This is a genomic window from Paenibacillus sp. WG02, from assembly GCF_055396115.1.
On the sequence record NZ_AP036016.1, the window covers coordinates 2,885,192 to 2,908,749 of the forward strand.

A 23,558-nucleotide genomic window follows, 5' to 3' on the forward strand; every position below is an offset into this window, starting at 1 on the left:
TTACGAAATCGACGATATTAAGAAAATGCTACATTATCTTGAAAAAGAGGGAGATCTTCTCTCCGCATCAAAACTTATTTGAACAGAGGGGGTTGCTTTGCGGGAACTCCTCTTTTTGTCCATTCAAGTAACGGATAGCGTGGGAAGTTTCAGTTATAATAGCTGTTAGTAAGAGTACCAAAGGGAACCTCGATACGCGGCTAGCCCCATTTAAAAAACCTCTTATACATCACCATATTTCCTTGAAGGGGGACATCTGTTTTGGATGCGCAGTTTCTAGATTTATTGGCCCAGAAATATGATACGGAAGAAAAAGTTGTAACAGAAATCATCAACCTTGAAGCGATCTCCAATCTTCCCAAGGGAACTGAGCATTTTGTCAGTGATTTGCATGGGGAGTTCCAGGCTTTTCAGCATGTACTAAGAAACGGTTCGGGTACCGTAAAAGAGAAAATCAAAGCCTTGTTCCGTGAGGTTTGGACGGACCATGAAATCAATGATTTTACGGCGCTAGTTTATTATCCGGAAGAAAAAATACAGCTGGTTAAAGGAGACCTGTGCAATAAACAAGCCTTGAACCGATGGTACAGACAAACGATTGAACAAATGCTTAAGCTCATTTCTTACGCCTCTTCCAAATATACGCGCTCGAAATTGCGTAAAGCTCTGCCGGAGCAGTTTGTATATATTGTAGAAGAGCTTCTATACAAGACGGATTCGACCAACAATAAGGACCCTTATTATGAGGAAATATACCGGCAAATTATTTCCTTGGGCCAGGCGGACAAGCTCATTATCGGCCTTGCTTATACGACCCAGCGCCTGGTGGTTGACCATCTTCATGTGGTCGGAGATATCTATGACCGCGGCCGGACCGATAAAATTATGGACATGCTGATCAACTACCATTCTGTAGACATTCAGTGGGGGAACCATGATGTCCTGTGGATAGGCGCCTATGCGGGTTCCCTGGTCTGCCTTGCGAATATTATCCGGATCTGCGCCAGATACGACAATCTGGACATCATCGAAGACGTATATGGAATCAATCTTCGCCCACTGCTGAACTTGGCGGAGAAATACTATGATGACAATCCGGCCTTTAGACCGAAGCTGCAGACCGACCATAACGGTTCGGAGCAGGAAATCCTGCAGATTGCCAAAATTCATCAAGCCATTGCCATGATCCAGTTTAAGCTTGAAATCCCGATTATCAAGAGACGCCCATACTTTAATATGTCTGAAAGGCTTTTGCTTGAGCAGATCGATTACGACAAAACTGAAATCAAGATTGGCGGAAAAACTTACCCGCTGGAAAATACCTGTTTCGCAACCGTAAATCCGCAGCAGCCTGAACAATTACTGGAGGAGGAACAGCAGGTGATGGAAAAGCTGCTGTTCTCCGTTCAGCATTCCGAAAAGCTGGCCAGACATATGAATTTTCTTATGAAAACGGGCAGCCTTTATTTAAAATACAACGGGAATTTGTTATTTCACGGCTGTATTCCCTTGGATGAAGAAGGAAACATGGAAGAAATGCAGATTGAAGACATGACGTATTCGGGCCGTCAGCTGCTCGATGTTTTTGAATATTATTTACGTTACGCCTTTGCGCATCCGGAAGAGACGGATGATCTGGCTACGGATATGGTATGGTACATCTGGACAGGGGAATGTTCCTCGCTCTTTGGAAAGAGAGAAATGACCACCTTTGAACGGTACTTTATCCAAGATAAAGAAACCTATAAGGAGAGAAAGAACCCTTATTACCATTTGCGTGAAAATGAGGAGATCTGCCGGAAAATCCTGCTGGAGTTTGATATGAATCCGGATCATGGACATATCATTAACGGCCACACGCCAGTTAAAGAAATTCGTGGAGAGAACCCCGTTAAAGCAAACGGGAAAATGGTTGTCATTGACGGCGGTTTTTCCAAAGCCTATCAATCCACAACGGGCATCGCCGGATATACCTTGTTGTATAATTCCTTTGGCATGCAGCTCGTTGCCCATCAGAAATTTAATTCAAAAGAAGATGTGTTATGTAACGGAACGGACGTATTGTCTGTAAAAAGGCTGGTGGACAAAGAACTGGAGCGGAAACTGGTGAGGGAAACCAATGTCGGGGAGAAGCTGCTGCAGAAAATCTCAAATTTGAAGAATCTCCTGGAATATCGCTACATGAAATGAAACAACTGCTAAATGAAACAACTGGTACAGCCGCGTTACGCTAACGGTTACGATAGCACAATAACAACAGGCTGCCGGCTTACTCGGCGGCCTGTTGAAGTAACGGGCAGGATAGTTCCAATTTGTGGTAACATAGTATAGATACTGAAAACATAAAATGGGGTGACTAGTTGAATAGGTATGGTATTTACTTGTTCTTTTCTCTGGTGTGTGTGGTTCACCCTTTAGTATTTTTTGTTTACGGTTATTGGGATGTAAATCAACCACAGGTAGGTCCTGTAGGGATGGTGACTCAAATCTGAAGTTCATACAAATCCTCCCTCTGATTTCAACACTGGTTATCGGCGTCAGCAATACACCACTTGCTATCTATCAGTATGACAAGACTTACAATAGTCGATGATTTGGACTGGTCGGATGTTGAAACCCATTTAAGGCTGATGCAGGCGAAAGTGTATCGTTATCTGGATTTTGTCGAGAGCGGCGATATGGACGAACAGTATCCTAAGTATTCCAACCGTCCAATCGAAATAACGATAAACGCCGAGTATCCGATTCCTGAGATCGGTATGAATCTGATAAATAATCTGAAAGACTATGTGTTGAGAGAGAATGATATTAAGCTAGTCTGGCTGCGGCTTAATAATGTCGAAGAATAAGCAGTTACGTTAGCTGAATCAGACACCGCGGCTTAATTAATTATGCTACCAATGCGCTCGGCGGGTTCACTTTTCCGAAGCCTAACGAGGGTTAATCATAGCATCTAATAAAAGCAGAGTAAGGGCTAAAATAATTGAATAAATCGAGGAGTTGTCATGAGCAAAAAGTCGGAGGAATTTTTCAGAGTTATGCTAAATTTCTTACCTTCAACTGGTATTGATTATAAAAAATCAATTGAGCGTTACGGTAAGGTATTAGAAACAGTCATAATTGAGGATATCTTCATGCCTGAGATTATTAAGCTATTAAGCGAGAATAGGAACAACAAGCTGTTAGATTGTATTTTTGATTATTTTGAAGAAGTATCTAATTGCAAAGATGATCACTTAATTAACGTTTTTTCAGTTACAGTATTGGAATCATTGGGTAACGACAAAACAATTCTTGGGGTTGCACAAGAATATATGGGATCTAAAACCATGCAACTTCAATTAGAGGCTGATAGAGGATTAGGTAGAAGCTAGTCAGCGTATTTTTCTGTTTTAAGGGCTTTGATTTAAGAGCGGATAAGAGCGATGTGTATGTAAATCGAAGAAGACAGAGGCATCTGCTAACACCATATTTACGCATCGGCCCATTCGGCAAGATTCATTACGCTAAAGTAGGAACTATAAGTACCTATATAACAGATTTAGTTTTCAAGCAAATCAAAAGATTTAAGGATAGAATAAATCAAGAAAGGGATAAGGTTATCCATGATTTTTTAAAATTGGATTATGAACCTGAAAACTTAATTTATGCTTTTGTCTCATTTGTGGAGCAAGATATTGATATTGGTCAAGAATTTAACCGTTATTGGTATAGAAATAATCCCAAAGCAATCAAAAAAATTGAATGCAGAATTTGTACAATTATAAACCCTCTTGTATATTTACCCGTGGATAAGATTGCACATGGGCATAAAGCGATATGTGTATTACAATTTAACTCAACAACTAAAGAAAGATTTTAACTTCCTGTGATTGACGGATTTCATATGAATAAAGATGGGAACGAAGTAATTCTATTCAATGAATAGCTGGATTCGTGAAGACAACTCGTTTGTAATGGGTAATTCAACTAACGAAAAACTATAGTTGAGGGGCTTGCTTCGCGGCAGTTCCTCTTTTGTTTATTAAAGTAACGAGCAGTTTAATGGAACGAAAAAGGAAAAAAAAGGTAATATGGCGAAGTCTATTTTAAGCAAGTTTATTATAAGGAGTGATTAAAATGGAGAGTGGAAAAATAATGGGGATTGCATATAATGTAGTTCCTGTATCTGATGTCAAAAAATCAGGAGAATGGTTTGTAAAACATTTTGGTTTTAATATCAGAAATGATAGAGGTACTGATTTAAGTTTATTCAAGGGTAACCGCCCAATCCTTGTTTTAATTGAATCCGATAATGACACAAGAGCGGTTTTTGAAGTAAACGGTCGTACTAGATGGGTTATTACTTTCTTTACTGATGACATTGAATCATTACATAAGAGATTATCTTCCGAAGGAGTCACTGTTAGAAATATAAGTGATGAAGGTATCTATGGAAAGTTTTTTGTCTTTGTGGACATAGATGGAAACTTATATGATGTATGGGAAAATAGAGATAGCGAGTTAATTTTTTAAAAAGGTTGTATTAAACTATCGGAGAACGTTAGTGAAGGAGCTTGCCGTTAAGGGGGCTCCCTTTCATATTGAAATCACGGAAGGGTTGATGATTTGGATACATGTTTTTTATTAACTGGGAAACCTCGCGTGGGGAAATCAACAGCAATAAAACGAATTATTAACCGAATTGGTCCAGAATATTTCGGTGGTTTTTACACAGAAGAAGTACGTAACTCGACGAATCGTATTGGGTTTAATTGTGTAACTCTTAGTGGTGAGAGTCATCGTATTGCGGGTGTTGATAGTGATAGTTCGGTAAGAGTAGGGAGATATGGGGTTGAAGTAGATACTTTTGAGAAAATTGCTTTAAAGGCAGTGAGGCTATCGTTAGAAACGAAGAGGATTACAGTTATCGATGAAATTGGTTTCATGCAAATGTTATCCGTTCCCTTTCAAGAAATGATCCATGAAGTTGTTTCGAGCTCTCAACATATTATTCTAGGGACAATCTGCGTAGATAAACATCCAGATATTGACAAGATAAAAGAACTGACTGGGATAAAACTTTATGCGATGGATGAAGAAAATCGTGACTTGACAACAGAATTAATGGCAAATGAAATTCTTAAGTTATGTCATGAGTAAATTTGATCTGCATTTTCGTTTGTTGAAGTAACAGGCAGAAAAGCGCAGCAAACGGGTAGGTTGTAACCTAATTTACGGGGAACCGTATCAAAAGTAATGGCAAGGTTCATGGAGTGGGCGTGTAAGAGGTGTCGAAAGTTGTCTTAAAGCCATTGTGGAGGATATACTTGACTGCTATATTTAGTGTAAGCAGTAGTAATAATAATGAAACACTCGATGAATAGGGAAGTGAAGGGAAAACATGATCAACGCAGCACATATCATTCTCTACAGTACCAACGCGGAAGCCGACCGGGTCTTCATCCGTGACGTGCTCGGATTAACTCGTGTTGACGCGGGTGGTGGCTGGCTGATTTTCAAGTTGCCTCCTGCCGAGATCGCCGTGCATCCTACAGATGGACTTGGTAAGCACGAGTTCTACTTTATGTGTGAAGATATTGAGAAGACACTTATGGAATTAACCGCTAAGGGCGTCACGATCTCGGAGCCAATCAGCAACCAACGTTGGGGGCGGTCCGCTTCTATCAAACTTCCTAGCGGGGCTGATCTTCCGATCTACCAGCCACTTCACCCTACTGCTTACGACCTAGAGGGCTGAGTCGAAACATTTTCGTTACCTTTCATAAGATGAGGCCATCCCGCAAAGGATGGCCTTAAAACTTGCCATTACAGACAACGTAGGGAACGGTTTTGTCGTTCTACAAAAGAAGAACTAGATTGGAGGAGCTTGCTTGACGGCTGCTCTTTTTTCATTTTTTGAAGTAATGGACAGAATAGTTGAGAATAAGGAAATATTTTCGATTCCCCATGACTTTCGGAAGACGGGTGATACTCCTGCTGCAATGGTTGGGGATATTTAAAGCATGAAGAGGCGATTTTCGAAGTGGACAATTTGCTAAGATTAGCGCCTCACCCCGCTAGCAGCATTTGCTGCTGGTAGGGTTAGTCTCTTTTTCTAACGGTTGCCGCCGTATGTGCATACACTGAGTTAAAAAGGATGAATGATCATGGATGACAAAAACGGATATAGCATTTTAGAAGTTTTTTGGATTTCATTCATTGCACTTTATTTGGTGGTTTGCATTGTTTCAAGCCTATTGTTTGTCTTCACTCCCGTTGGAAATTTAATTATTAGCAACATGACTTCAAGTAATGATTCACAATTTCCGTTTTATTCGATCTCATTACATGTCTTTTTTGCTGGATTTTTAGGAGGCGCTTTATTTGCGGCAAGAAGTCTGTACAAAAAATTACCCATTGACGGTTCCCAGGATGGCGACGATTTGGATGATAGGTTCGAAATAAAGTTATGGTTATTTTGGTATTTATTTAGACCCTTACAAGCTGGAGTACTCTCGTTAATCATAGTGGCGCTGTTAAATGCAGGTTTTATTGGGCTATCGAATATTAAAGATCCGAGCACGCAATCCTTGTATTTTCAAATAAGCATTGGTTTTCTTGTTGGTTATGGTACTCATGAAGTTTTGAAAAAAATAGAAGAAATCATTAAAGTCACTTTCTCAACATCAAAATCTCATCAACCAGTAAATGAAGATGAATCCAAAGAGCAAAATAGACGTATCCCTATGTGATTCAACTCTATGCATTAAGTTAACGGATCGAAATTGAGCAAACAACTCAGACAGGCTGCCGCTAATAAATCCGGCAGCCTATTCTGCTAACGGGTAGAAATGTTGAATAGGTATTCACGGTGTAAAAGGATATTAACGGAATTAGTTGAAGAAGTAGTAATAATGAACAAATAATAAAAGGGAGGTAAGCATTATTTCTACAAAAAAACAGTTATATGTTGGCTTAATTTTCTTCCCAATCATCATATTTTTTAATTGTGTAACCATAATTGGCACACCTCATTTATTTGTTAAAATTATTAATTTAATTTCAATTGTAGCTATATCAGGTGGTTTGGGAGCATTCATTAGAGAAATCTTTGTTCTGAGAGGAAAGGAAAGCATGAAAACAAAATAAAAGAATATTTACTTCCTTTGTCGATTTCACCATTGTTTATTCGTCGTAATTATAGAAGGGCAAAATCAAGTAGAAAGGTTTTTGAAGTCACGTGGATGATTACCAAACAGTAAGCTTTGGGAAGGTATACCATTTAGTTATTAAAAGGAGAGATGGACGATGACAAGAACAATTTCTAAAGGCCGACTATGGGCAGCAAGAGTGATGAGCGGAATCGCCATTTTGTTTATGCTGCTTGACAGTATCATGAAATTATTTAAACCTGCGTTTGTTGTTGATTCTACTGTATCACTTGGTTATCAGGAACATCATATTTTGTTGATGGGCATACTCGGACTTCTTTCAACTATTCTTTATGCATTACCTCGTACAACGATCTTAGGTGCAATATTGTTGACCGGTTATTTTGGCGGCGTAATTGCGACACAGGTTCGTCTAGATGCCCCGCTTTTTTCTACGATCCTGTTTCCCGTTTATCTTGCAGTGTTGGTTTGGGGAGGCCTTTGGTTGAGGAATGAGCAAGTGCGCAAAATCTTTTCTTTGCAAAAATAGATAAGTAGACAATAAAATTTTGAAGCAATTAGTAAGCGTTCACTCAATTGGGTGAACGTTTATTATTTTTGTGGGAATGGTGGAGGAGGATCTCAAGGTGATTTTTCCCATTTATTGCCCCGAAAAAAGGAAAAAGCATTACATCACAATAAAAGTGAACGAGGCTGTGCGAAAAAGGAGTACGATCACAAAAAGTGAAGATTTCCATGGTTAAAGAACCCTGCTATTCTAAGGCTGCAAACGACAATTGAACAACAGAATGGGGGAATGGCGTTGCAGTCCGCATGGAAAAATACTTCACGGAACCGCTTTTTGTATATGCTGCTGGTACCGGTTGTTATCTATTTAATTGTTTTTAAATACGCCCCTATGGCGGGTGAAATCATCGCTTTCAAAAATTATCGTCTGGCTGATGGATTATGGGGAAGTCCATGGGTGGGTTTGGAGCAGTTTGGGAAGTTATTCTCGAGCAGGGACTTTTTTAATGTGCTGAAAAACACGCTGCTGTTGAATCTATATACGCTTATTTTTGCTTTTCCAGCACCCATTATTTTGGCGTTAATGCTGAATGAGGTGCGTGTGGAATGGTACAAACGAACGCTGCAAAATTTGTTGTACATTCCGCATTTCATCTCATGGATCGTACTGGGTGGCATCGTTTACGCTTTGTTATCGCCGTCCACAGGTATTCTGAATTACGTGCTGAAAGGCGTCGGTCTTGAACCGATTTATTTTATGGCAGACAAGTTCTGGTGGACGGTTTCCTTTATTTTCTCGGGAATTTGGAAAGAAGCGGGTTTCGGCACGATTTTGTATTTGGCGGCCATGGCATCGATTGATCCCACCTTATATGAAGCAGCTAAGATGGACGGCGCGAGCAAAATCAGGCGGATTTGGCATGTTACGCTTCCGGGTATTCGCAGCACGATCGCCATACTGCTTATCCTCCAAGTTGGAAAGATGATGGATGTCGGTTTTGAACAGGTGTATGCCCTGAGCAATAACAACGCCACTATATCGAGTGTCGCAGAGGTCATTAGCACGTACGTATATAAACGCGGGATTGAGGATCTGCAATACAGCTATACGACTGCTTTAGGCTTATTCCAATCGGTTATCGGACTCATTCTTATCGTATCTGTGAATCGGATTATTAAAACGTTAGGAGAACGTGGATTATGGTAAAGACCTCTCTATGGTTGAACTATTTGTTGTTGGCATTCTTTGCGTATATCGCATTGTTCCCTTTTATAAATATATTTGCGGTTTCGATGAGCAGCACGAGGGCGATCAACTCAGGCGAAGTATTCATGTGGCCGATCGAGTTTAATATGACCGCGTATTCGAATTTACTGCGAGACGGACAGATGTTGGTGGCCATGAAGAACTCGGTTGTCATTACCGTTGTAGGTACAGCGCTCAATATGCTGTTTACTGTCATGGCCGCTTATCCGCTGTCCAAATCAAGACTGAAAGGTCGAAACGTCATTCTGATGGCGATCCTGTTTACAATGTTATTCAGTGGAGGCATTATCCCGAACTTCTTGCTCGTGAGCAGCTTGGGTTTGGTGAATACTTATTGGTCCTTATGGCTGCCCGCGCTTATCAGCGTCTATAATATGTTCGTTTTGAAGTCATTTCTTGAAGGGTTGCCTGAGGAGCTGGAAGAGTCTGCTTCGATCGACGGCGCCAATGAACTAACGATTATGTGGAAGATTATCCTTCCTCTTTCCAAACCTGTGATCGCCGCTCTAACGTTGTTCTATGCAGTCGGCTGGTGGAATTCATTCGTGAACGTGCTGATCTATATCCGAAGTACGGATAAGCTGAGCTTGATTGTTAAGTTGTACCAGATGATTTCACTGGTAAGTCCCGAGGTTCTGCGGAGCGGAGAAGGCATTAGCCAGACTACGCTTACACCCGAGGGGATTCGAGCTGCGGCGGTTATTTTGACCATCATTCCGATTCTTTGTATCTATCCGTTCCTGCAGAAACATTTCATTAAAGGAGTGTTACTCGGTTCAGTCAAGGGTTAATGAAGCTGGATATATATTGAAGCGAACTCGCGAGCGCTTTTTTATAATATAATATAAATATTATGGGAGGTTATGTATGAAAAGCTTTGGTAAAATAAAGGGGAAAATGGTGCTCGTTTTAAGTATGATTACAGTACTGCTTGCTGCGGCCTGCTCTAATGAAAGTAAGGAAGGCGCAAAGGGACAGGCAAATGAGAAAAATCCTGCGGCTTCTGCGACTGCTGAGGCTGTAAAGGATCCTTATAGTAATCTTCCGAAAAAAGTCAGTATTTCCATGTTCGATAGAGGAAAAGTATCCAGTGATGAAGGCACGTATGAGAAAAACCGCTGGGTGGATTATATTCGTAAGGAATCAGGGATTGATGTATCGATCGTCCCTGTACCGCGCGCTCAGTCTAAGGATAAGTTGAATGTGCTCATCGCTTCGAATCAGGCTCCTGATCTTATCTGGGAGTTCGACCGCTCTTATATCGGAAAGTTAGTGACACAGGGAGCTCTCCAACCCATTAATGAGTATATTGAGAAGTATAGCACTTCATATAAGAAATACCTGAAAGAGAATCCGGATTTGCTCCCTCATATTACGTTCGACGGTAAAATATATGCAGCTGTTACGAAGCGTCCGATTACAGCCGTTGCAAACCACGGGATGTGGATTAGACAAGATTGGCTGGATGAGTTGAACCTTAAGGCGCCTACGACGGTCGATGAATTAATTACTGTGGCGCAAGCATTTAAGAACAAATATCCAGGAAGTACGCCTATCGTAGGGGCAAATGCCAGTGATATCTATGCCGCTCTGAATGGCGCTATGAACAATCAGTGGTATGTGGAAGACGACAAGCTGAAATACGGAGCAACGTTGGACCGTTTTGCAGATGTCATTAGTCTGGAGAAGAAACTGTTCAGTCTTGGACTCGTGGATCGTGAATATTTCACAGATACGAACAACCAAAGAAGCAACCAGCTATGGACGACTGGCAAAGCAGGCATTATGCTTGGTCAGTGGCTTACTACGCTAAATACGGACCTGATTAAAAACGTGCCAAACGCTAATCCCGTACCACTAGAAGCAGTATCCACCAAATACGGTAAGTATGGCGTGTACCAGGAAGCATCACCTTTTATTTATGTCGCTTTCAATAAGGAGATGAAAAATCCGAAGGCAGCCATGGAGTATCTGGATTGGATGATTGATAAGGGATGGTATCCTTTATTAAATGGTGAGAAAGGCGTACACTATGAGGATGTTAATGGTGTTGCCAAACGATTGAACATGGATAAGTACAATAAGGAAGTATCTTATGCAGCAGAGTATGCCGTATTACGTCAAGAGGTTGTTAAGCCAGAGGATTTAATTCTCCAGGCAGCGAATGATCCGTTGTCGCAGCGCATTGCCAAGCTTGATGCGAAAGCATTGGAAACCGCTCTCAAGGTTAATTTCAGACGTGATATTCCCTATCAACCAAACTTTGACGAGATCAATGTCATTCGTGCATCATTCGACAAGTTCATTAAGGAAATCCGCGCTGAAGCAACAACGCAGGGAGATAAATATAGCGGTGAATGGGCACTTGGCGAAATTCGCAAGGAATGGGCTCGTTTAGGCGGAGCCAAAGCGGAAGAAATCGCTAATAAGTGGTACCAGGACAATAAAGCCAGCTTTAAATAACAACTGAGAAGAGGAGGATGGGACAATGAAGTGGATTCAGAACAAACGGCTTACCAAAGCGGTCGGTATGTTATCGATTCTTTTGTTCCTGCTGGTCTCGTCCTCCATTTTCTCAACGTATATTTTCTTCAATAAGGAATTAAAGCGGCAGTTAACGGATACGAATATGGAATTGCTCAGACAATTGGATCATAAGCTCGAGCTTACAATGGAGAATATGGATAAGCTCGCGATCCAGATGCTAAATAATAAAGATGTCACTCAGTTCTTCACTTATGAGTTTAATGAGCAGGAGAGTCACAGCAACTCCTATCGGATATCCAATTATTTTGATAATGCTTTGAGCAGTAATGACAATATGTTTTCCATCGATTTATACGCCTACAACAAAAAACAGCTAGTGTCTGGCAATGTACTGGATGAACAGGATTTCTTGCAGAACTATCAATGGATTAACGATTTCAAACAATATGAGGGATATTCCAAGTGGATGCCGACTCGTAGAGTGATGCTGGATCAATCGAATTATCCGATTTATCGAAACGTGGTCACTTTTGTCAGAACCTATCCGCTTATATCCAATCCGAATGTAAGAAAAGGCGCCATTGCTATCAATATGAAAGAAGAATTGCTGTACGACCTGATTAAGAAAACCTCAAATCAGGATGAGGGTGAGATTTTTGTTATCGATCCTAACGGTGTCATTATCCTGCATCGAGACAAGAAAATTCTGGGTACAAACATTAGCGACTTGTCCTATATCCAATCGATTCTGAATAGCTCCCAATCAGAAGGGCATTTTTCGGATGAAGTGGATCAAACGCCATCCTCCCTATTTTATGTCAATCAGCAATATACGGGCTGGAAAATCGTGCGTTTTATTCCTGAGGTCCAATTTAATCAGCCGTTGTCAGTCATTCGTTATGGATTTTTAGCACTTGCGGTGGTGTTGTTCGTTATGTCTATGGTGGTGGTTGCCGTAGTTGGCGGTTGGACGTTCAAGCCGATTAACCGCTTCATTCAGTCGATGACCGGACGGTTAACGGTTCACCCCAAAGGGCATCCGGTACCCAAATATTCAGATGAGTTCCAATATTTCGAATCAACCGTGGAGCATATTTTACAAGACCGGGAACAACTGCACAAACAGGTCAATGAGAGTAAACCATTAATTAAATGGAAACTTTTCACAGAAATATTGTCCAATCCCCCCCAGAAATGGAGCTCCTTGCAGACCTACATGGATAAACTCGGTATCCGTTTGCAAGATGGCCAGTTCGTGGTGATGAGTATCGAATTTGATAATAAGAACAAAATAGCGACTGCACGAGATCTGCATTTATATGCTTATGCGCTATGCAATGTAGCCGAGGAACTCATGAATGCGGAAAGTCTAGGATTTGCAGTCGAAGTTGAGAACGGCAAATGTGCCGTCATTATGAATTTCGACGATCAGGAAACGGCTGAGTATAACGTGATGCGAGCAGTAGCGGTAGCCGATTTAATGCGGAATTTTGTCCGGGAATATTTCAATCAGACGATTACAGTCGGAATTGGAGATTCCGTAAGCTTTAACGACACACATCTGTCTTACAAGCAATCGATCGAGGCGCTTCGCTACAAGTTAGTTATGGGTGGAAATTCGATTATTACCAATGAAGAGATTACGAGCGGCCAATCGCCGCAGTATTACCGCTTTTTTGCGATGACAGATGGGATAGTTGCTTCTATCAAAATGGTCGATAGCGATAAGCTGCGACATCAGGTAAGTAAATGGTTCGAATTGTTCGAGGAGCAAAATGTTCCACCGGAGATGATCATGCAGCTGATTGTCCAATGTCTAATGAAGGTTGCTACTGTATCTGCAGAAATCGGTGTAAATGTAGGAGAAATACTACCCGGGCGCGACATGTATGACGCGCTGAATCAATATGAACAGCTAGGGCACTTGGAACAATATACAATGGAAGCCTTGGAACATATTATTGAACGAATTAGAGAAAAACGAAACATACGGGAAAAAAATGACGTGATTGATAAAGTGCTGCTGTATATTCAACAGCATTATAAGCGTAATGATATGTCCTTAAACTTACTGGCCAGCGAGTTTCATCTAAGCATCTCTCATTTGAGCAAGCTGTTTAAGGAACAGATGGAATGTAATTTTATCGACTATTTAATGGATGTCCGAATGAACAAAGCGATGGAACAATTGGTCGGTACGGATGAAATGATTCGCACGATCGCCGAGAATGTAGGTTATTCGAATGTAAATAGCTTTGTGAGGATATTCAAGAAAATAACAGGTTTGACGCCAACCGAATATCGGGCAAAACACAAGGAGTGATCCGCTGGAATGACAATTTACACATTCTATCGGCAAGCTCTTTGAGGGTTGCCTATACCATAATAATGTCAAATTTTAACTTGAAAGGAATTGAAAGGACTATGAATAGAGATGAGATGTACAACATGCTCTCTCAGGTTTATTCCTATATGATTCAGGATCATCGTGGTGACTGGGGGATGGATATCCATCAATGGGACTGGGTGCCGGGGGTTGGCATTATTGCGATTGCTGACTATGGCAGTAAGCTAAAGCAAGAAAGTGTCATTCGTTATGCGCTGGAATGGGTTGAGATGAACAAGGATAAGTCGGATGTGAAGAAGACGATTAATTCCATGGCACCATTCGCTGTCTTCCCTGCCTTATATCGAGCAACGCAACAAAATTGGTTTCTGGAAAAGTCACGGGAAATAGTGAGCTGGATGATCGATGAAGCGCCTCGAACACGCGAGGGAGCCTTCGAGCATACCGTTACGGAGAACGTTGAGTTTCAGGAGCAAGTATGGGCCGACACCATCTATATGGCGGTTCTGTTCCTAGCTCGATATGCTGGATTAACACAAGATCGGAAGGTTGCCGAGGAAGCTCTTCGACAAACGATGCTTCATCTTCGATTATTACAGAACCCCGATACAGGGCTGCTGTATCACGGTTGGAATTGCGAAGCAGGAAATCATATGTCAGCGACCCAGTGGAATCGTGCCAATGCTTGGATCATGATCGCAGTACCGGAAATTGTCATGGAAATAAGAGGAATTATTGAGATTCCAGATGAGCTCCATACACGCTATTCGAGGCTTGCAATGGCACTGTGTGAATGTCAAGCAGAAGATGGCTTATGGCATACCGTTCTGGACAGACAGGATTTCTACAAGGAAACGTCTGGGAGTGCGGGAATTGCTAGTGGTTTTATCAAAGCGGTCAGAGCAGGCATGCTGGATACCTCTTATTTAGCATTGAGCCGATTGACGCTGGAAAGTGTACTTCCGTTAATTACTTCCAAGGGCGAAGTAACTGGCGTATCCGGAGGGACGGCGGTTAAGCCGACCATCGAAGATTACAATCGTGTTCGTATATGTCCGACACTCTATGGGCAAGGCTTAACGATGCAATTGTTAATAGAGTCGCTTTTGCTAGAGTAAATCTACGCGATGATAATAGGATACTTGAAAGGATGAGAACCCTCATGCAACAACTAGATCAGAAGCAAATGCTGCTGAATGTTGTGAAATCGAGAAATGCTGCGTACAATTCGGAGCTTCGCTTGCTAAGATCGCCATTCAGCAGCCCTGGTTATCACACCACGATTAAACAAGCTGACTTTATCCATGCAACCCGTGAGTCCATGAGATACGCGCTTGCATTGTTAGATACAGAACTGGATGAAAATAAGGAAAGAGCATTCGACATTATTGAGAAAATTGTTTCCTTACAGGATACCGACCGCAGCCGCAGCACTTTCGGTATCTGGTCTTGGTTCTACGAGGAAAGTCTCGACCAGATGTCTCCGCCTGATTGGAACTGGGCTGACTTTATCGGGAAGCAGCTTGTACTCGCATTATCACGCCATGGCGATCGATTCCCAGATCAACTGCGCGATGCAGTTATCCAAGCGATATTCAACGCATGTGATGCCATTATTAAACGGGATGTAGGTCCGCACTATACGAATATTGCCATCATGGGCGCCTTTGTGACACTTATCGCTGGGGAACGGTTCGGACGGAGAGATTATGCCGAATACGGATTGAACCGCTTAGCGAAGCTCCATCGGTTTACGATGGAACGAGGAGCTTTCCAAGAATATAATAGCCCGCCTTACACGTACATTGCGATTCTAGAATTATCGAAGATACGTAACGAAACAATGGGAGATGAATCGAAGAGATTAAGCGATGAACTTCTCCATCTGGCATGGAGCTCAGTTGCCGAGCATTTTCATAGTGCCTCCAAACAGTGGTCGGGTCCGCACGCCCGTTGTTATCAAACCTTGCTCAGTGTAGAGAATCAAGCATTTCTTCAATTGGCGACGAAAGGTGAACTGATGTTCTTCCCGTGGGAAGAGCTGCCTTATGAGGAGGAATGGTATGAGAGCGGGTATTATTGTCCCGAGTCATTGATCGCCTCATTCTCCACTTCGCAGGAAAAGGAAATTAGGCAATTGTATGCGGTGAACGCAACTACGGATAGGGAGAGCTGGGCTACGACGTATATGACTCCGCAATATTCACTCGGCAGCCATAGCAGGGAGGTCATGTGGAATCAGAAACGTCCGCTATTGGCTTACGTCGATAACGGAGGCCAAGCGACGTATGCGCAATTGCGCTGTCTGCATGACGGATATGATTATTGCTCGGCTGTATTCAACGGTAAGCAGGACCGTCAGCATGTTCTGTTCGGTGTCGAGTTCATAACGAATGGGGGCGATACGCATCCGAACTTGGACAAGACGGGAGGAGTGATCGAAGCTTCGGACCTTCGCTTGCGATTGGAGATCGGGGGTTGTCTTGACAATGTGATCGGCGATTCTAGTGACAATGGTGCCGTAATTTCGATAGGTAAGCTCCAGTTGTTTTTACAGACATGGTATGCAGCTTTTAAGGAAGATAACATTCCTCAAGCACCACTGAAATGGGAAATCCATGAGGACGGTCGGACGTTCAATGTAGATCTCATTATGTATTCGGGTGAACGGAGAAGTATCGATTTTCGATTGATACAAGAAGCAGCCTTCCTGTTCTCGTTCGTGATGGACAGCGCTGAGGCTCCTCACGCGCCAATGATCGAGCATGACGACAATCGGTTAATCGTGAGATCAGGTAATAAGGATGAAGAAACAGCATTCATTTTACACAAGAGACCTGTGGAAGTGTAGTCAACGAATGATTATTAACAAATTGGGGGTTTCAACATGACATTACCTGTCATAGGGCTATTAACATCAAGCCAGGTTATAAAGCGTCATCCATTAAATCCGATCTTGGACGCTGAGAAAGTTCCCTATCCGACGGCACTTGTATTTAATGCTGGCGTAACTAAGTTTAACGGTAAATATGTGATGGTATTTCGAAATGATTACGGCTCTCTTCGTGAGCAAAGGTTGGAGCCTTTCTCAACGACGGACTTGGGAATCGCCTATAGTCAGGATGGTATCCACTTCGAGGTTGGTCCGAAGCCTTGTTTTAAAATGAACGATGAAGAAATCATCCGCGCCTATGATCCACGGCTAACGGTAATCGATGGACGCTGTTACATGTGCTTTGCAGTCGATACCAAACACGGCATTCGCGGGGGAATTGCGGTTACCGATGATTTTGAACATTTTGAAGTGTTGAGCTTGTCGACACCTGATCTTCGGAATATGGTCCTTTTTCCTGAAAAAATTGGCGGCAACTATGTTCGTTTGGAGCGCCCATTCACAGTCTACAGTCGAGGCGGTATAGACCGATTCGATACATGGATTTCGGAATCGCCAGATTTAGTTTATTGGGGGAATTCAGATCTGTTGCTAGCTGTCGAACAAGTGCCTTTCGCTAATGATAAAATCGGCCCAGCAGCACCGCCCATCCGAACAGATAAGGGGTGGTTAACGACATTTCATGCCGTAGATATCGACTCTTCTAGAGGCAAGAATGGATGGGAGCCTACTTGGAAGAAAAGGTATACAGCCGGTCTCATGCTGCTGGACTTAGACAATCCCAAAAAGGTAATCGGTGTGTACCAAGATCCGTTGCTTGCCCCGGAAACCAGTTACGAAACGGATGGCGGGTTTCGGAATCATGTAATTTTCCCAGGCGGAATGATTCATGAGCCTACAGGTGAAGTTAAAATTTACTATGGTTCTGCGGATACGGTAGTCTGTCTTGCTACGGCACATGTGGATGATCTAGTTCAATTATGCTTGAAATAGCATGAACAGCTTAAGTTTGGCTGAAAAAGTGAAAAAGCATAGTATCACAAAAAGAGAAGATTTCCAAGGTTAGTGGACGCTGCTATTGTAAGGAGCAACAGCAATCGACCGGGATGGTATGGGAGGAGTTTTACTGTCCCGAGCGATTGCTGGAATCCTTCTTTACTTCGCAGAAAAATTGGGGAGGTGAAATTTGAAAGCGGATACAACGGTAATTCCCGTCGTTGGTTATACCAGTATTAAGTAAAACTATTTTAGGAGGTTGTCTAATGGTAAGTAGAAAAAAGTTGCTTCATGTGATGATGATTTTCACCCTATTGTTTTCCGTAATGCTGATTCTGCCCCAGATTCAGGCCAGCGCCAACACCATAGCAACGTATGCCAAGCCTTCAATCTACCCCAGCTCTAATGTTTTCTCTTTGAAGGCGAACGGAATCGACATTCCGGTTATCGGGTATGCGAACGAATATGATTATGCTCATTTTTCCATGTCAGCCGGCACGACTGTCATTGAAGTAACGGCTCTAGGAGGGGTTACCTTCAGCTCATACGTCATCACCCCTCAGAAATTGAATATATCGGGTTCTATCAGCGGAAGCAAGCTGACCTTCACGATTCAGAATGATGAATATTTGATTGTAAAAATCCCTGGTTTGCGCGCATTAGTGATTGCAGTCTATCCGGAGGAGGTTGGAGCGCCCGGCTTCATCGGGCACCGGGATTTATAACGTGACGAATTCTCCTTATAACGCCGATAGTTCGGGGACTAACATGACCACTGCCGCATTCCAGAATGCCATTAACGATGCAGCAAACTATGCTGGCGGGCAAGGGATTGTCTACGTTCCGACAGGCGTTTATATGGTAGGCAATTTGCAGTTGAAGAGCAATGTAGCGCTTTATCTGCAGGGGGGCTCTGTGCTCAGGTTCTCTGGCGTGAAGTCCGACTACACAGTCAATTGGCATAAAGATTCCCAGAATCGTGATGTTACCTGGTGGATCTATACGCAAACCGGCGCGAATAATGTGAAGATTTATGGCCGCGGCACCATTGACGGGAACGGAAAATATGCGGTGACCCAGAATTTCGCCAGCAATATTATCGTTCCGATAGGCACAACCAACTTCACCTTCGACGGGCCGTTAATACGAGAATCCAGCTCTTGGGCTGTGACCCCGGCGAGGTCCAACGTTTTGACTTTTAAGAATATGAAAATATTCAACCGCTTTGATATGGGCGAGAACGACGGTATTGACGTTAACGAATCGCAGAATGTATTGGTCCAACATAGCATCGGGATCGGTTTGGATGATCCGTTTACGACGAAAACATGGGATCAGGCGACCGATATTAGCCGCAGTTGGCCAGGAAGTCCCCAGCCGGTTCAGAATGTGACCTTTGATGACCTGATATCATGGACGTGGTGCTACGGATTTAAAGTTGGGCAGGGCATGCGTCAGAATCAGAGCGACATCACCTTCAAGAACAGCGTGGTCTATGATTCCGCGATAGGGATCGGGGTCCATCACAAATATGGGACTGGCACGCTGACAAATGTCACCTTTGATAATATTGATATTGAGAGGGTAGGCCAGACGAACGACAGTAACCGCACATGGGCATTATTCTATGTTGAGAATAAAGATGGTTTTGGTGGAGGTCCGGTCAATGGCTTGACTGTGAAGAACATTAAAGTCCGCGAGAAAGGGACTACCGCGGGTAAGTTGAAAGGGAACAGCAGCTCAGCGATGATCAGCAATATTATCTTCGACAACATCGTCATGCCTGGCAGCTCTACTCCGGCATCGAACCTGTTACAGATGAATATTACGGATCGGGCCTTTTATACGCCGGTAACGATCTTTCCCGTGCAAACTGCAGAGCCGGCGGTATCGATCAATAATCCCGGATTTGAAACAGGAAATGCATCGGGATGGTCGCAGTATTCCGACATAGGAACCAACTATCGAATCGAATCGGGAAGCGCACATACCGGGACTTATAAGCTGGCGCATTTTAACAGCACATCGGCCTATAAGCAAAAAACATACCAGACGCTATCCGTGCCCAACGGTACGTATAAATTATCCGTGTGGATGAGATCGACCGGCGGACAGAACACATTGCTCCTATATGCCAAAAATTACGGGAACCCAACGGAACTGCAAACCAATATAGGAGCTTCATCAGCCTGGACGCAATATACGATCGATAACATTCCGGTTACTAATGGACAAATTGAATTCGGGATTTGGTCTAACGCGAATGCTAACAACTGGGCAGCCATGGATGACTTTACACTAAGCCTATACTAAGCAAATACTAAGCAAAAAATAGCATGGGAATACGAAAAATCGTCGCAGTGCTGCTGCGGCGATTTTTTTATTGTATAGGAAGGATAGTGTAAGACAACAAGGCTGCCGATAACATTGGCAGCCTATTCAGTTAATGGCCAGTTATGCGTGGTGGCATTTCAAAAAGACAAGCGCTTCTGGAAGGGAAATCCAGAATAATGTCGAAGTAGTTTCCTTAAATTTAGCGGTTTTTAGGGGGAGTAATTATTCATCCTGATTTAGATTTTATCATGTCAGAAATGAAGAATTTCCAGATGCCTTGGTTTATATCAGGGGGTTGGGTAATCGACATCGCTTTAGGTAAAGTGACGAGGGAGCATGACGATCTTGATATTTGTATTTTCCGTGAGGATGCTAATGAAGCACTACGATATTTTGAGGACTGGGAAATTAAAGTAGCGGTTCCAGGTGAAAACCGTCTTGTTGGATATGAACAAATAAGCGACTTATCACTACCTAGGTATTGTTTACATCTCTTCAGGGATAAAGATTTTGTAGAAATTCTGCTTACTGAACGTGTGGAGGATAAAGTTCTCTTTCGAAAAAATAAAAATATTACCATGCCCATAAATGAATTTGCTCTAAAAGATCGTGAGGGGAGACCCTTTGTAAATCCGGTTTGGCAATTGTTGTTTAAAAGTTTGAACCCAAGAAAAAAAGATATTGAAGATTTCAATAATTATGTCATCAACATGAATGATCAGCAGAAGCTTTGGCTAGCAGATGGATTACGTATAATGAAACCTGATTCAATATGGTTAGAGAAGCTCGTGGATTAACAGATATAATGAAATTTAACCGGGAGGCAGTACGATGAATATACTCATTACGGGCGCCAGCGGATTTATCGGAAAGAAATTGGTTAATGGCTTAGCAAACAATCATAACGTTATTTCTATGTCGCGTTCGCATCATCCTATTAAAAAAGATGCAATATATGTTCAAGGTTCGTTTGATAGTTTGGAAGATTTGCGCGGTTTGGATCCTTATGAGATCGATGCGGTTATTCACCTTGCTGCCGTTACCGGCGGTTGCACAGAAGAGGATGGACTAGCTGTAAATGTACTGGGTACGCGAAGACTTTACCGGTACTTGCTCGATCGCGGGTGCAAAAAATTCGTGACGGCCAGCTCGATTGCAGCAGTAGGCGGCTTGGACGATGATTTTATTCCGCTTAGCCTACCGATCCAAGCTGATCATCCTTGTCTGGCAGCAGATGCATATGGGTTAAGCAAAGCCTTAGTGGAGGAATTGACCCGTTATTTTCATCGCGTACATCCTGACACGGATTTTATCAATTTACGCTTTGGCGCGGTAGCGAATGAAGATTGGGTACCGCCATTGGTTGAGAAGGATAAAAGGATGTCTGTTCCGTTTATCGTCTTAGGACATGTGTATGAAAGCGATGTCGTTGAGGGAATAATCAGGGTCGTGGATGCGCCAATCAAATCAGGCGTAAGAAACTTTAACCTAGTAGGACCGGATATCAGCAGTACGATACCCGCGCTGGAAATTCTCTCTTCTATATTGGGAGACCATTATAGTCTGGATTATTACAAACTTCCAGGCAATGAATATAAACCCTTGTATGCCATGGATGATTTCATCTCGGAATTCGGCTACGAACCCCGCAGATCAACACGCAGTCCCGCAGAGTAAACTAACCACTAGTTAACGGTCTGTTAAAGCATTTTTTTGGTTACTGACGATCTCAAAACGTTTGCTCGAATAAAAAAACCTTCCGAAAGGAAGGTTTAATTTAGTTTACGACTGCTTGTCCGATTTATTTTATCCTAAACTTCTTTAGTAATTTCACTATATTTTTTAAAATTGTCTAGAAACGACTGCCAGCCTGCTTTTTGCATCTCAATGGGATTGGCGGTTTCCGCGTCAAAAGTTTCAATTACCTTAGTATCGTTTTCTTGACTAATAAAAGTGATCGCAACTTTTCTTCCATCTCCAAGAGTGTAAGAAATAAATTCGTTTGTTCTAATTTCATCATAAACTCCACCAAAATCAAATCCAAAGCTTCCATCCTTTGCTTCCATTCTGGTAAGAAATTTGCCGCCAACACTTAAATCATTTTCAGCAATTGGTGCATGCCAGTCTTCTGAAGCAAAAGACCATTTCGTGATATGCTGTGGCTCTGTCCAATATTCCCACACTTTTTCAACTGGTGCATGAACTGTGGTTTCTACCGTTATTTGATTAGCTGTTTCCATAATAATTACCGCCTCACTATTTTATTTGGATTTATGGTAATTATATCATTAAACTAACGGGAAACGATAGTTCCGACGACAATAAAAACAGTCGCAGAGTACCGGCGGTCATGCCGGTGCCCTGCGACTGTTTGGCACATATCTGATCGAGAAACTTAGTTCATTGGGCTTCGTCGGCCGAGGGACCGTAGATGCCCGGCACCGGAATATCGAGAAGCCGCAAGTATACCCCGAGCTGCGCCCGGTGGTGGACCATGTGGCTTAATCCGAAGGTGCGGAGAGCGATCGCCCGCGGCTTGCGGAGGATGATATGGTCGCCGTGGCGCAGCGTCCATTCCTCGCCGAGCGTTTTCTCGTCGCATTCGGCGAGCAGCTTTTCAAACTTGCAGACGTTTGCGTCGAACTCCTCCAGAATGTCAGCGCGTTTTTCCAAAGGCTCCCGCCGCAGCGGCACGGTCGAAAGATCGAACTCCGGGTACTGAAAAATCGCGATTTGCCAGTTCAGCAGGTTGATCAGGTGCGTGGTCAGCCCGCCGAGCGTCATCGATTTCTCATGCGGCTTCCACGACATATGCTCCTCGGGCAAGCGTTCTAGAATGCGGCGCGTAGTGGCCAGTTCATGCGTTGCGTCGCCGACGATCAGTTGTTTGATCATAAATTCATCTCCTCCTTTATGGATTATCATACTATAAATTCCAGTCGAGTGGAAAGCTCTCTGGTTAACCGACTATGAGATTGCGCTATTCTGCCCGAGAGCTGAATAACGGCATGCCTTCTCTCTCTAGCATAATCCATTTTTTCCTTCTACACTTGACAATGCCCATAATATGGTAATACCGTGTGTATTAATAACTATACATGGGAGGTTATCATGGCAACTGAAATAACTTATGGGAGTAAAGAAGACAGCGAATACGTTAGAAGAAAGTTAATTGAATTTAATCATGAACATGTTCCCGATGATTTGAAGAACATTTATGAGGAAATAAATCTGACTATAAAGGATAACGAAGGTAAGATCATTGGTGGATTATTAAGTGTCCTTTGTTGGAATTGGATAGAGGTTGACATTTTATGGATAGATAAAGCACTTAGAGGTTCAGGTTTCGGAACTCAACTTTTAACCCGAATTGAGGATATTGCAAAAGAGAAAAAATGCACCTTCATTAAATTAAACACATTTAGTTTTCAAGCACCAGAATTTTATATGAAAAATGGATATAAAGAAGTTGCAGTTTATGAAGACGCCCCATTAGGCAGTAAACATTATTACTTTAGAAAAGATATTTTGGTCCCATAGGAAGTGCTAACAATGGTGAATTACCACATGGAT

The 23,558-nt window shown here is 42.6% G+C and carries 24 protein-coding genes; 22 read left to right on the top strand and 2 right to left on the bottom strand.

The annotated features are described in order from the left end of the window. Positions 1-261 precede the first annotated feature (261 nt). The 21 genes from ACBP55_RS12805 (at position 262) to ACBP55_RS12905 (ending at position 21,662) form a co-directional block, all read left to right on the top strand. Positions 262-2,190: a fructose-1,6-bisphosphatase gene (locus ACBP55_RS12805; RefSeq protein WP_464652016.1), complete on the top strand. Its 1,929-nt coding sequence runs from the start codon at positions 262-264 to the stop codon at positions 2,188-2,190. Positions 2,191-2,567: 377 nt separating this feature from the next. Next, positions 2,568-2,849, top strand: coding sequence for a DUF6572 domain-containing protein (locus tag ACBP55_RS12810; RefSeq protein ID WP_464652018.1), 282 nt, complete (start codon positions 2,568-2,570; stop codon positions 2,847-2,849). Positions 2,850-3,005: 156 nt separating this feature from the next. After that, positions 3,006-3,374, top strand: a complete 369-nt coding sequence (locus ACBP55_RS12815; RefSeq protein WP_464652020.1) for a DUF7674 family protein — start codon at positions 3,006-3,008, stop codon at positions 3,372-3,374. Between the two features lie 53 nt (positions 3,375-3,427). After that, positions 3,428-3,862, top strand: coding sequence for a hypothetical protein (locus ACBP55_RS12820; protein ID WP_464652021.1), 435 nt, complete (start codon positions 3,428-3,430; stop codon positions 3,860-3,862). A gap of 257 nt (positions 3,863-4,119) precedes the next feature. Further along, entirely contained in the window at positions 4,120-4,515 is a 396-nt protein-coding gene (locus ACBP55_RS12825) for a VOC family protein (RefSeq protein WP_464652023.1), read from the top strand. A gap of 93 nt (positions 4,516-4,608) precedes the next feature. Further along, positions 4,609-5,142, top strand: coding sequence for a nucleoside-triphosphatase (locus ACBP55_RS12830; RefSeq protein ID WP_464652025.1), 534 nt, complete (start codon positions 4,609-4,611; stop codon positions 5,140-5,142). 241 nt (positions 5,143-5,383) lie between these two features. Beyond that, positions 5,384-5,740, top strand: coding sequence for a VOC family protein (locus ACBP55_RS12835; protein ID WP_464652027.1), 357 nt, complete (start codon positions 5,384-5,386; stop codon positions 5,738-5,740). Between the two features lie 133 nt (positions 5,741-5,873). Next, positions 5,874-6,002: a hypothetical protein gene (locus tag ACBP55_RS12840; RefSeq protein ID WP_464652028.1), complete on the top strand. Its 129-nt coding sequence runs from the start codon at positions 5,874-5,876 to the stop codon at positions 6,000-6,002. A gap of 147 nt (positions 6,003-6,149) precedes the next feature. Continuing rightward, entirely contained in the window at positions 6,150-6,734 is a 585-nt protein-coding gene (locus ACBP55_RS12845) for a hypothetical protein (RefSeq protein WP_464652030.1), read from the top strand. A 556-nt stretch (positions 6,735-7,290) separates the two neighbouring features. Continuing rightward, positions 7,291-7,683: a DoxX family protein gene (locus tag ACBP55_RS12850; RefSeq protein WP_464652031.1), complete on the top strand. Its 393-nt coding sequence runs from the start codon at positions 7,291-7,293 to the stop codon at positions 7,681-7,683. A gap of 267 nt (positions 7,684-7,950) precedes the next feature. Continuing rightward, on the top strand, positions 7,951-8,868 hold the full coding sequence (locus ACBP55_RS12855) for an ABC transporter permease (protein ID WP_464652032.1): 918 nt from the start codon (positions 7,951-7,953) through the stop codon (positions 8,866-8,868). Next, positions 8,862-9,719, top strand: a complete 858-nt coding sequence (locus tag ACBP55_RS12860) for a carbohydrate ABC transporter permease (RefSeq protein ID WP_464652034.1) — start codon at positions 8,862-8,864, stop codon at positions 9,717-9,719. The genes ACBP55_RS12855 and ACBP55_RS12860 overlap by 7 nt, the downstream gene beginning before the upstream one ends. Before the next feature lie 76 nt (positions 9,720-9,795). Further along, complete coding sequence (locus ACBP55_RS12865; RefSeq protein ID WP_464652036.1) at positions 9,796-11,391, top strand: extracellular solute-binding protein; 1,596 nt, start codon at positions 9,796-9,798, stop codon at positions 11,389-11,391. A gap of 25 nt (positions 11,392-11,416) precedes the next feature. Next, positions 11,417-13,738, top strand: coding sequence for an AraC family transcriptional regulator (locus tag ACBP55_RS12870; protein ID WP_464652037.1), 2,322 nt, complete (start codon positions 11,417-11,419; stop codon positions 13,736-13,738). 101 nt (positions 13,739-13,839) lie between these two features. Next, positions 13,840-14,880: a glycoside hydrolase family 88/105 protein gene (locus ACBP55_RS12875; protein ID WP_464652038.1), complete on the top strand. Its 1,041-nt coding sequence runs from the start codon at positions 13,840-13,842 to the stop codon at positions 14,878-14,880. 44 nt (positions 14,881-14,924) lie between these two features. After that, positions 14,925-16,613, top strand: coding sequence for a hypothetical protein (locus ACBP55_RS12880; RefSeq protein ID WP_464652039.1), 1,689 nt, complete (start codon positions 14,925-14,927; stop codon positions 16,611-16,613). Positions 16,614-16,649: 36 nt separating this feature from the next. Then, positions 16,650-17,648: a glycoside hydrolase family 130 protein gene (locus ACBP55_RS12885; protein ID WP_464652041.1), complete on the top strand. Its 999-nt coding sequence runs from the start codon at positions 16,650-16,652 to the stop codon at positions 17,646-17,648. A gap of 269 nt (positions 17,649-17,917) precedes the next feature. Beyond that, positions 17,918-18,376 carry a hypothetical protein gene (locus tag ACBP55_RS12890; RefSeq protein WP_464652043.1) on the top strand — a complete coding sequence of 153 codons (459 nt, stop codon included), beginning with the start codon at positions 17,918-17,920 and terminating at the stop codon, positions 18,374-18,376. Then, complete coding sequence (locus tag ACBP55_RS12895) at positions 18,339-19,964, top strand: glycosyl hydrolase family 28 protein (RefSeq protein ID WP_464652045.1); 1,626 nt, start codon at positions 18,339-18,341, stop codon at positions 19,962-19,964. The genes ACBP55_RS12890 and ACBP55_RS12895 overlap by 38 nt, the downstream gene beginning before the upstream one ends. Positions 19,965-20,233: 269 nt before the next feature. Continuing rightward, positions 20,234-20,782 (top strand): nucleotidyltransferase domain-containing protein, encoded by a 549-nt coding sequence (locus tag ACBP55_RS12900; RefSeq protein WP_464652046.1) that lies wholly within the window; start codon positions 20,234-20,236, stop codon positions 20,780-20,782. A gap of 34 nt (positions 20,783-20,816) precedes the next feature. Beyond that, on the top strand, positions 20,817-21,662 hold the full coding sequence (locus ACBP55_RS12905; protein ID WP_464652047.1) for an NAD-dependent epimerase/dehydratase family protein: 846 nt from the start codon (positions 20,817-20,819) through the stop codon (positions 21,660-21,662). A 134-nt stretch (positions 21,663-21,796) separates the two neighbouring features. Here ACBP55_RS12905 and ACBP55_RS12910 read toward each other — a convergent pair whose 3' ends face one another. Further along, positions 21,797-22,225: an SRPBCC family protein gene (locus ACBP55_RS12910; RefSeq protein WP_464652048.1), complete on the bottom strand. Its 429-nt coding sequence runs from the start codon at positions 22,223-22,225 to the stop codon at positions 21,797-21,799. A gap of 160 nt (positions 22,226-22,385) precedes the next feature. Beyond that, on the bottom strand, positions 22,386-22,880 hold the full coding sequence (locus ACBP55_RS12915) for a DinB family protein (RefSeq protein WP_464652049.1): 495 nt from the start codon (positions 22,878-22,880) through the stop codon (positions 22,386-22,388). A 216-nt stretch (positions 22,881-23,096) separates the two neighbouring features. Between ACBP55_RS12915 and ACBP55_RS12920 the strand changes: the two genes are divergently transcribed. Next, complete coding sequence (locus ACBP55_RS12920; protein ID WP_464652051.1) at positions 23,097-23,525, top strand: GNAT family N-acetyltransferase; 429 nt, start codon at positions 23,097-23,099, stop codon at positions 23,523-23,525. The last annotated feature ends 33 nt before the right edge of the window (positions 23,526-23,558 follow it).

What these genes read in the sequence shown, in the direction of transcription:
- ACBP55_RS12810 (WP_464652018.1), top strand. Translation starts at nt 2,568, where the DNA reads ATGACAAGACTTACAATAGTCGATGATTTGGACTGGTCGGATGTTGAA.
- ACBP55_RS12920 (WP_464652051.1), top strand. Translation starts at nt 23,097, where the DNA reads ATGGCAACTGAAATAACTTATGGGAGTAAAGAAGACAGCGAATACGTT.
- ACBP55_RS12890 (WP_464652043.1), top strand. Translation starts at nt 17,918, where the DNA reads ATGGTAAGTAGAAAAAAGTTGCTTCATGTGATGATGATTTTCACCCTA.
- ACBP55_RS12900 (WP_464652046.1), top strand. Translation starts at nt 20,234, where the DNA reads ATGTCAGAAATGAAGAATTTCCAGATGCCTTGGTTTATATCAGGGGGT.
- ACBP55_RS12845 (WP_464652030.1), top strand. Translation starts at nt 6,150, where the DNA reads ATGGATGACAAAAACGGATATAGCATTTTAGAAGTTTTTTGGATTTCA.
- ACBP55_RS12875 (WP_464652038.1), top strand. Translation starts at nt 13,840, where the DNA reads ATGAATAGAGATGAGATGTACAACATGCTCTCTCAGGTTTATTCCTAT.
- ACBP55_RS12815 (WP_464652020.1), top strand. Translation starts at nt 3,006, where the DNA reads ATGAGCAAAAAGTCGGAGGAATTTTTCAGAGTTATGCTAAATTTCTTA.
- ACBP55_RS12910 (WP_464652048.1), bottom strand. Translation starts at nt 22,225, where the DNA reads ATGGAAACAGCTAATCAAATAACGGTAGAAACCACAGTTCATGCACCA.
- ACBP55_RS12880 (WP_464652039.1), top strand. Translation starts at nt 14,925, where the DNA reads ATGCAACAACTAGATCAGAAGCAAATGCTGCTGAATGTTGTGAAATCG.
- ACBP55_RS12860 (WP_464652034.1), top strand. Translation starts at nt 8,862, where the DNA reads ATGGTAAAGACCTCTCTATGGTTGAACTATTTGTTGTTGGCATTCTTT.
- ACBP55_RS12915 (WP_464652049.1), bottom strand. Translation starts at nt 22,880, where the DNA reads ATGATCAAACAACTGATCGTCGGCGACGCAACGCATGAACTGGCCACT.
- ACBP55_RS12855 (WP_464652032.1), top strand. Translation starts at nt 7,951, where the DNA reads ATGGCGTTGCAGTCCGCATGGAAAAATACTTCACGGAACCGCTTTTTG.
- ACBP55_RS12905 (WP_464652047.1), top strand. Translation starts at nt 20,817, where the DNA reads ATGAATATACTCATTACGGGCGCCAGCGGATTTATCGGAAAGAAATTG.
- ACBP55_RS12865 (WP_464652036.1), top strand. Translation starts at nt 9,796, where the DNA reads ATGAAAAGCTTTGGTAAAATAAAGGGGAAAATGGTGCTCGTTTTAAGT.
- ACBP55_RS12870 (WP_464652037.1), top strand. Translation starts at nt 11,417, where the DNA reads ATGAAGTGGATTCAGAACAAACGGCTTACCAAAGCGGTCGGTATGTTA.
- ACBP55_RS12835 (WP_464652027.1), top strand. Translation starts at nt 5,384, where the DNA reads ATGATCAACGCAGCACATATCATTCTCTACAGTACCAACGCGGAAGCC.
- ACBP55_RS12885 (WP_464652041.1), top strand. Translation starts at nt 16,650, where the DNA reads ATGACATTACCTGTCATAGGGCTATTAACATCAAGCCAGGTTATAAAG.
- ACBP55_RS12850 (WP_464652031.1), top strand. Translation starts at nt 7,291, where the DNA reads ATGACAAGAACAATTTCTAAAGGCCGACTATGGGCAGCAAGAGTGATG.
- ACBP55_RS12825 (WP_464652023.1), top strand. Translation starts at nt 4,120, where the DNA reads ATGGAGAGTGGAAAAATAATGGGGATTGCATATAATGTAGTTCCTGTA.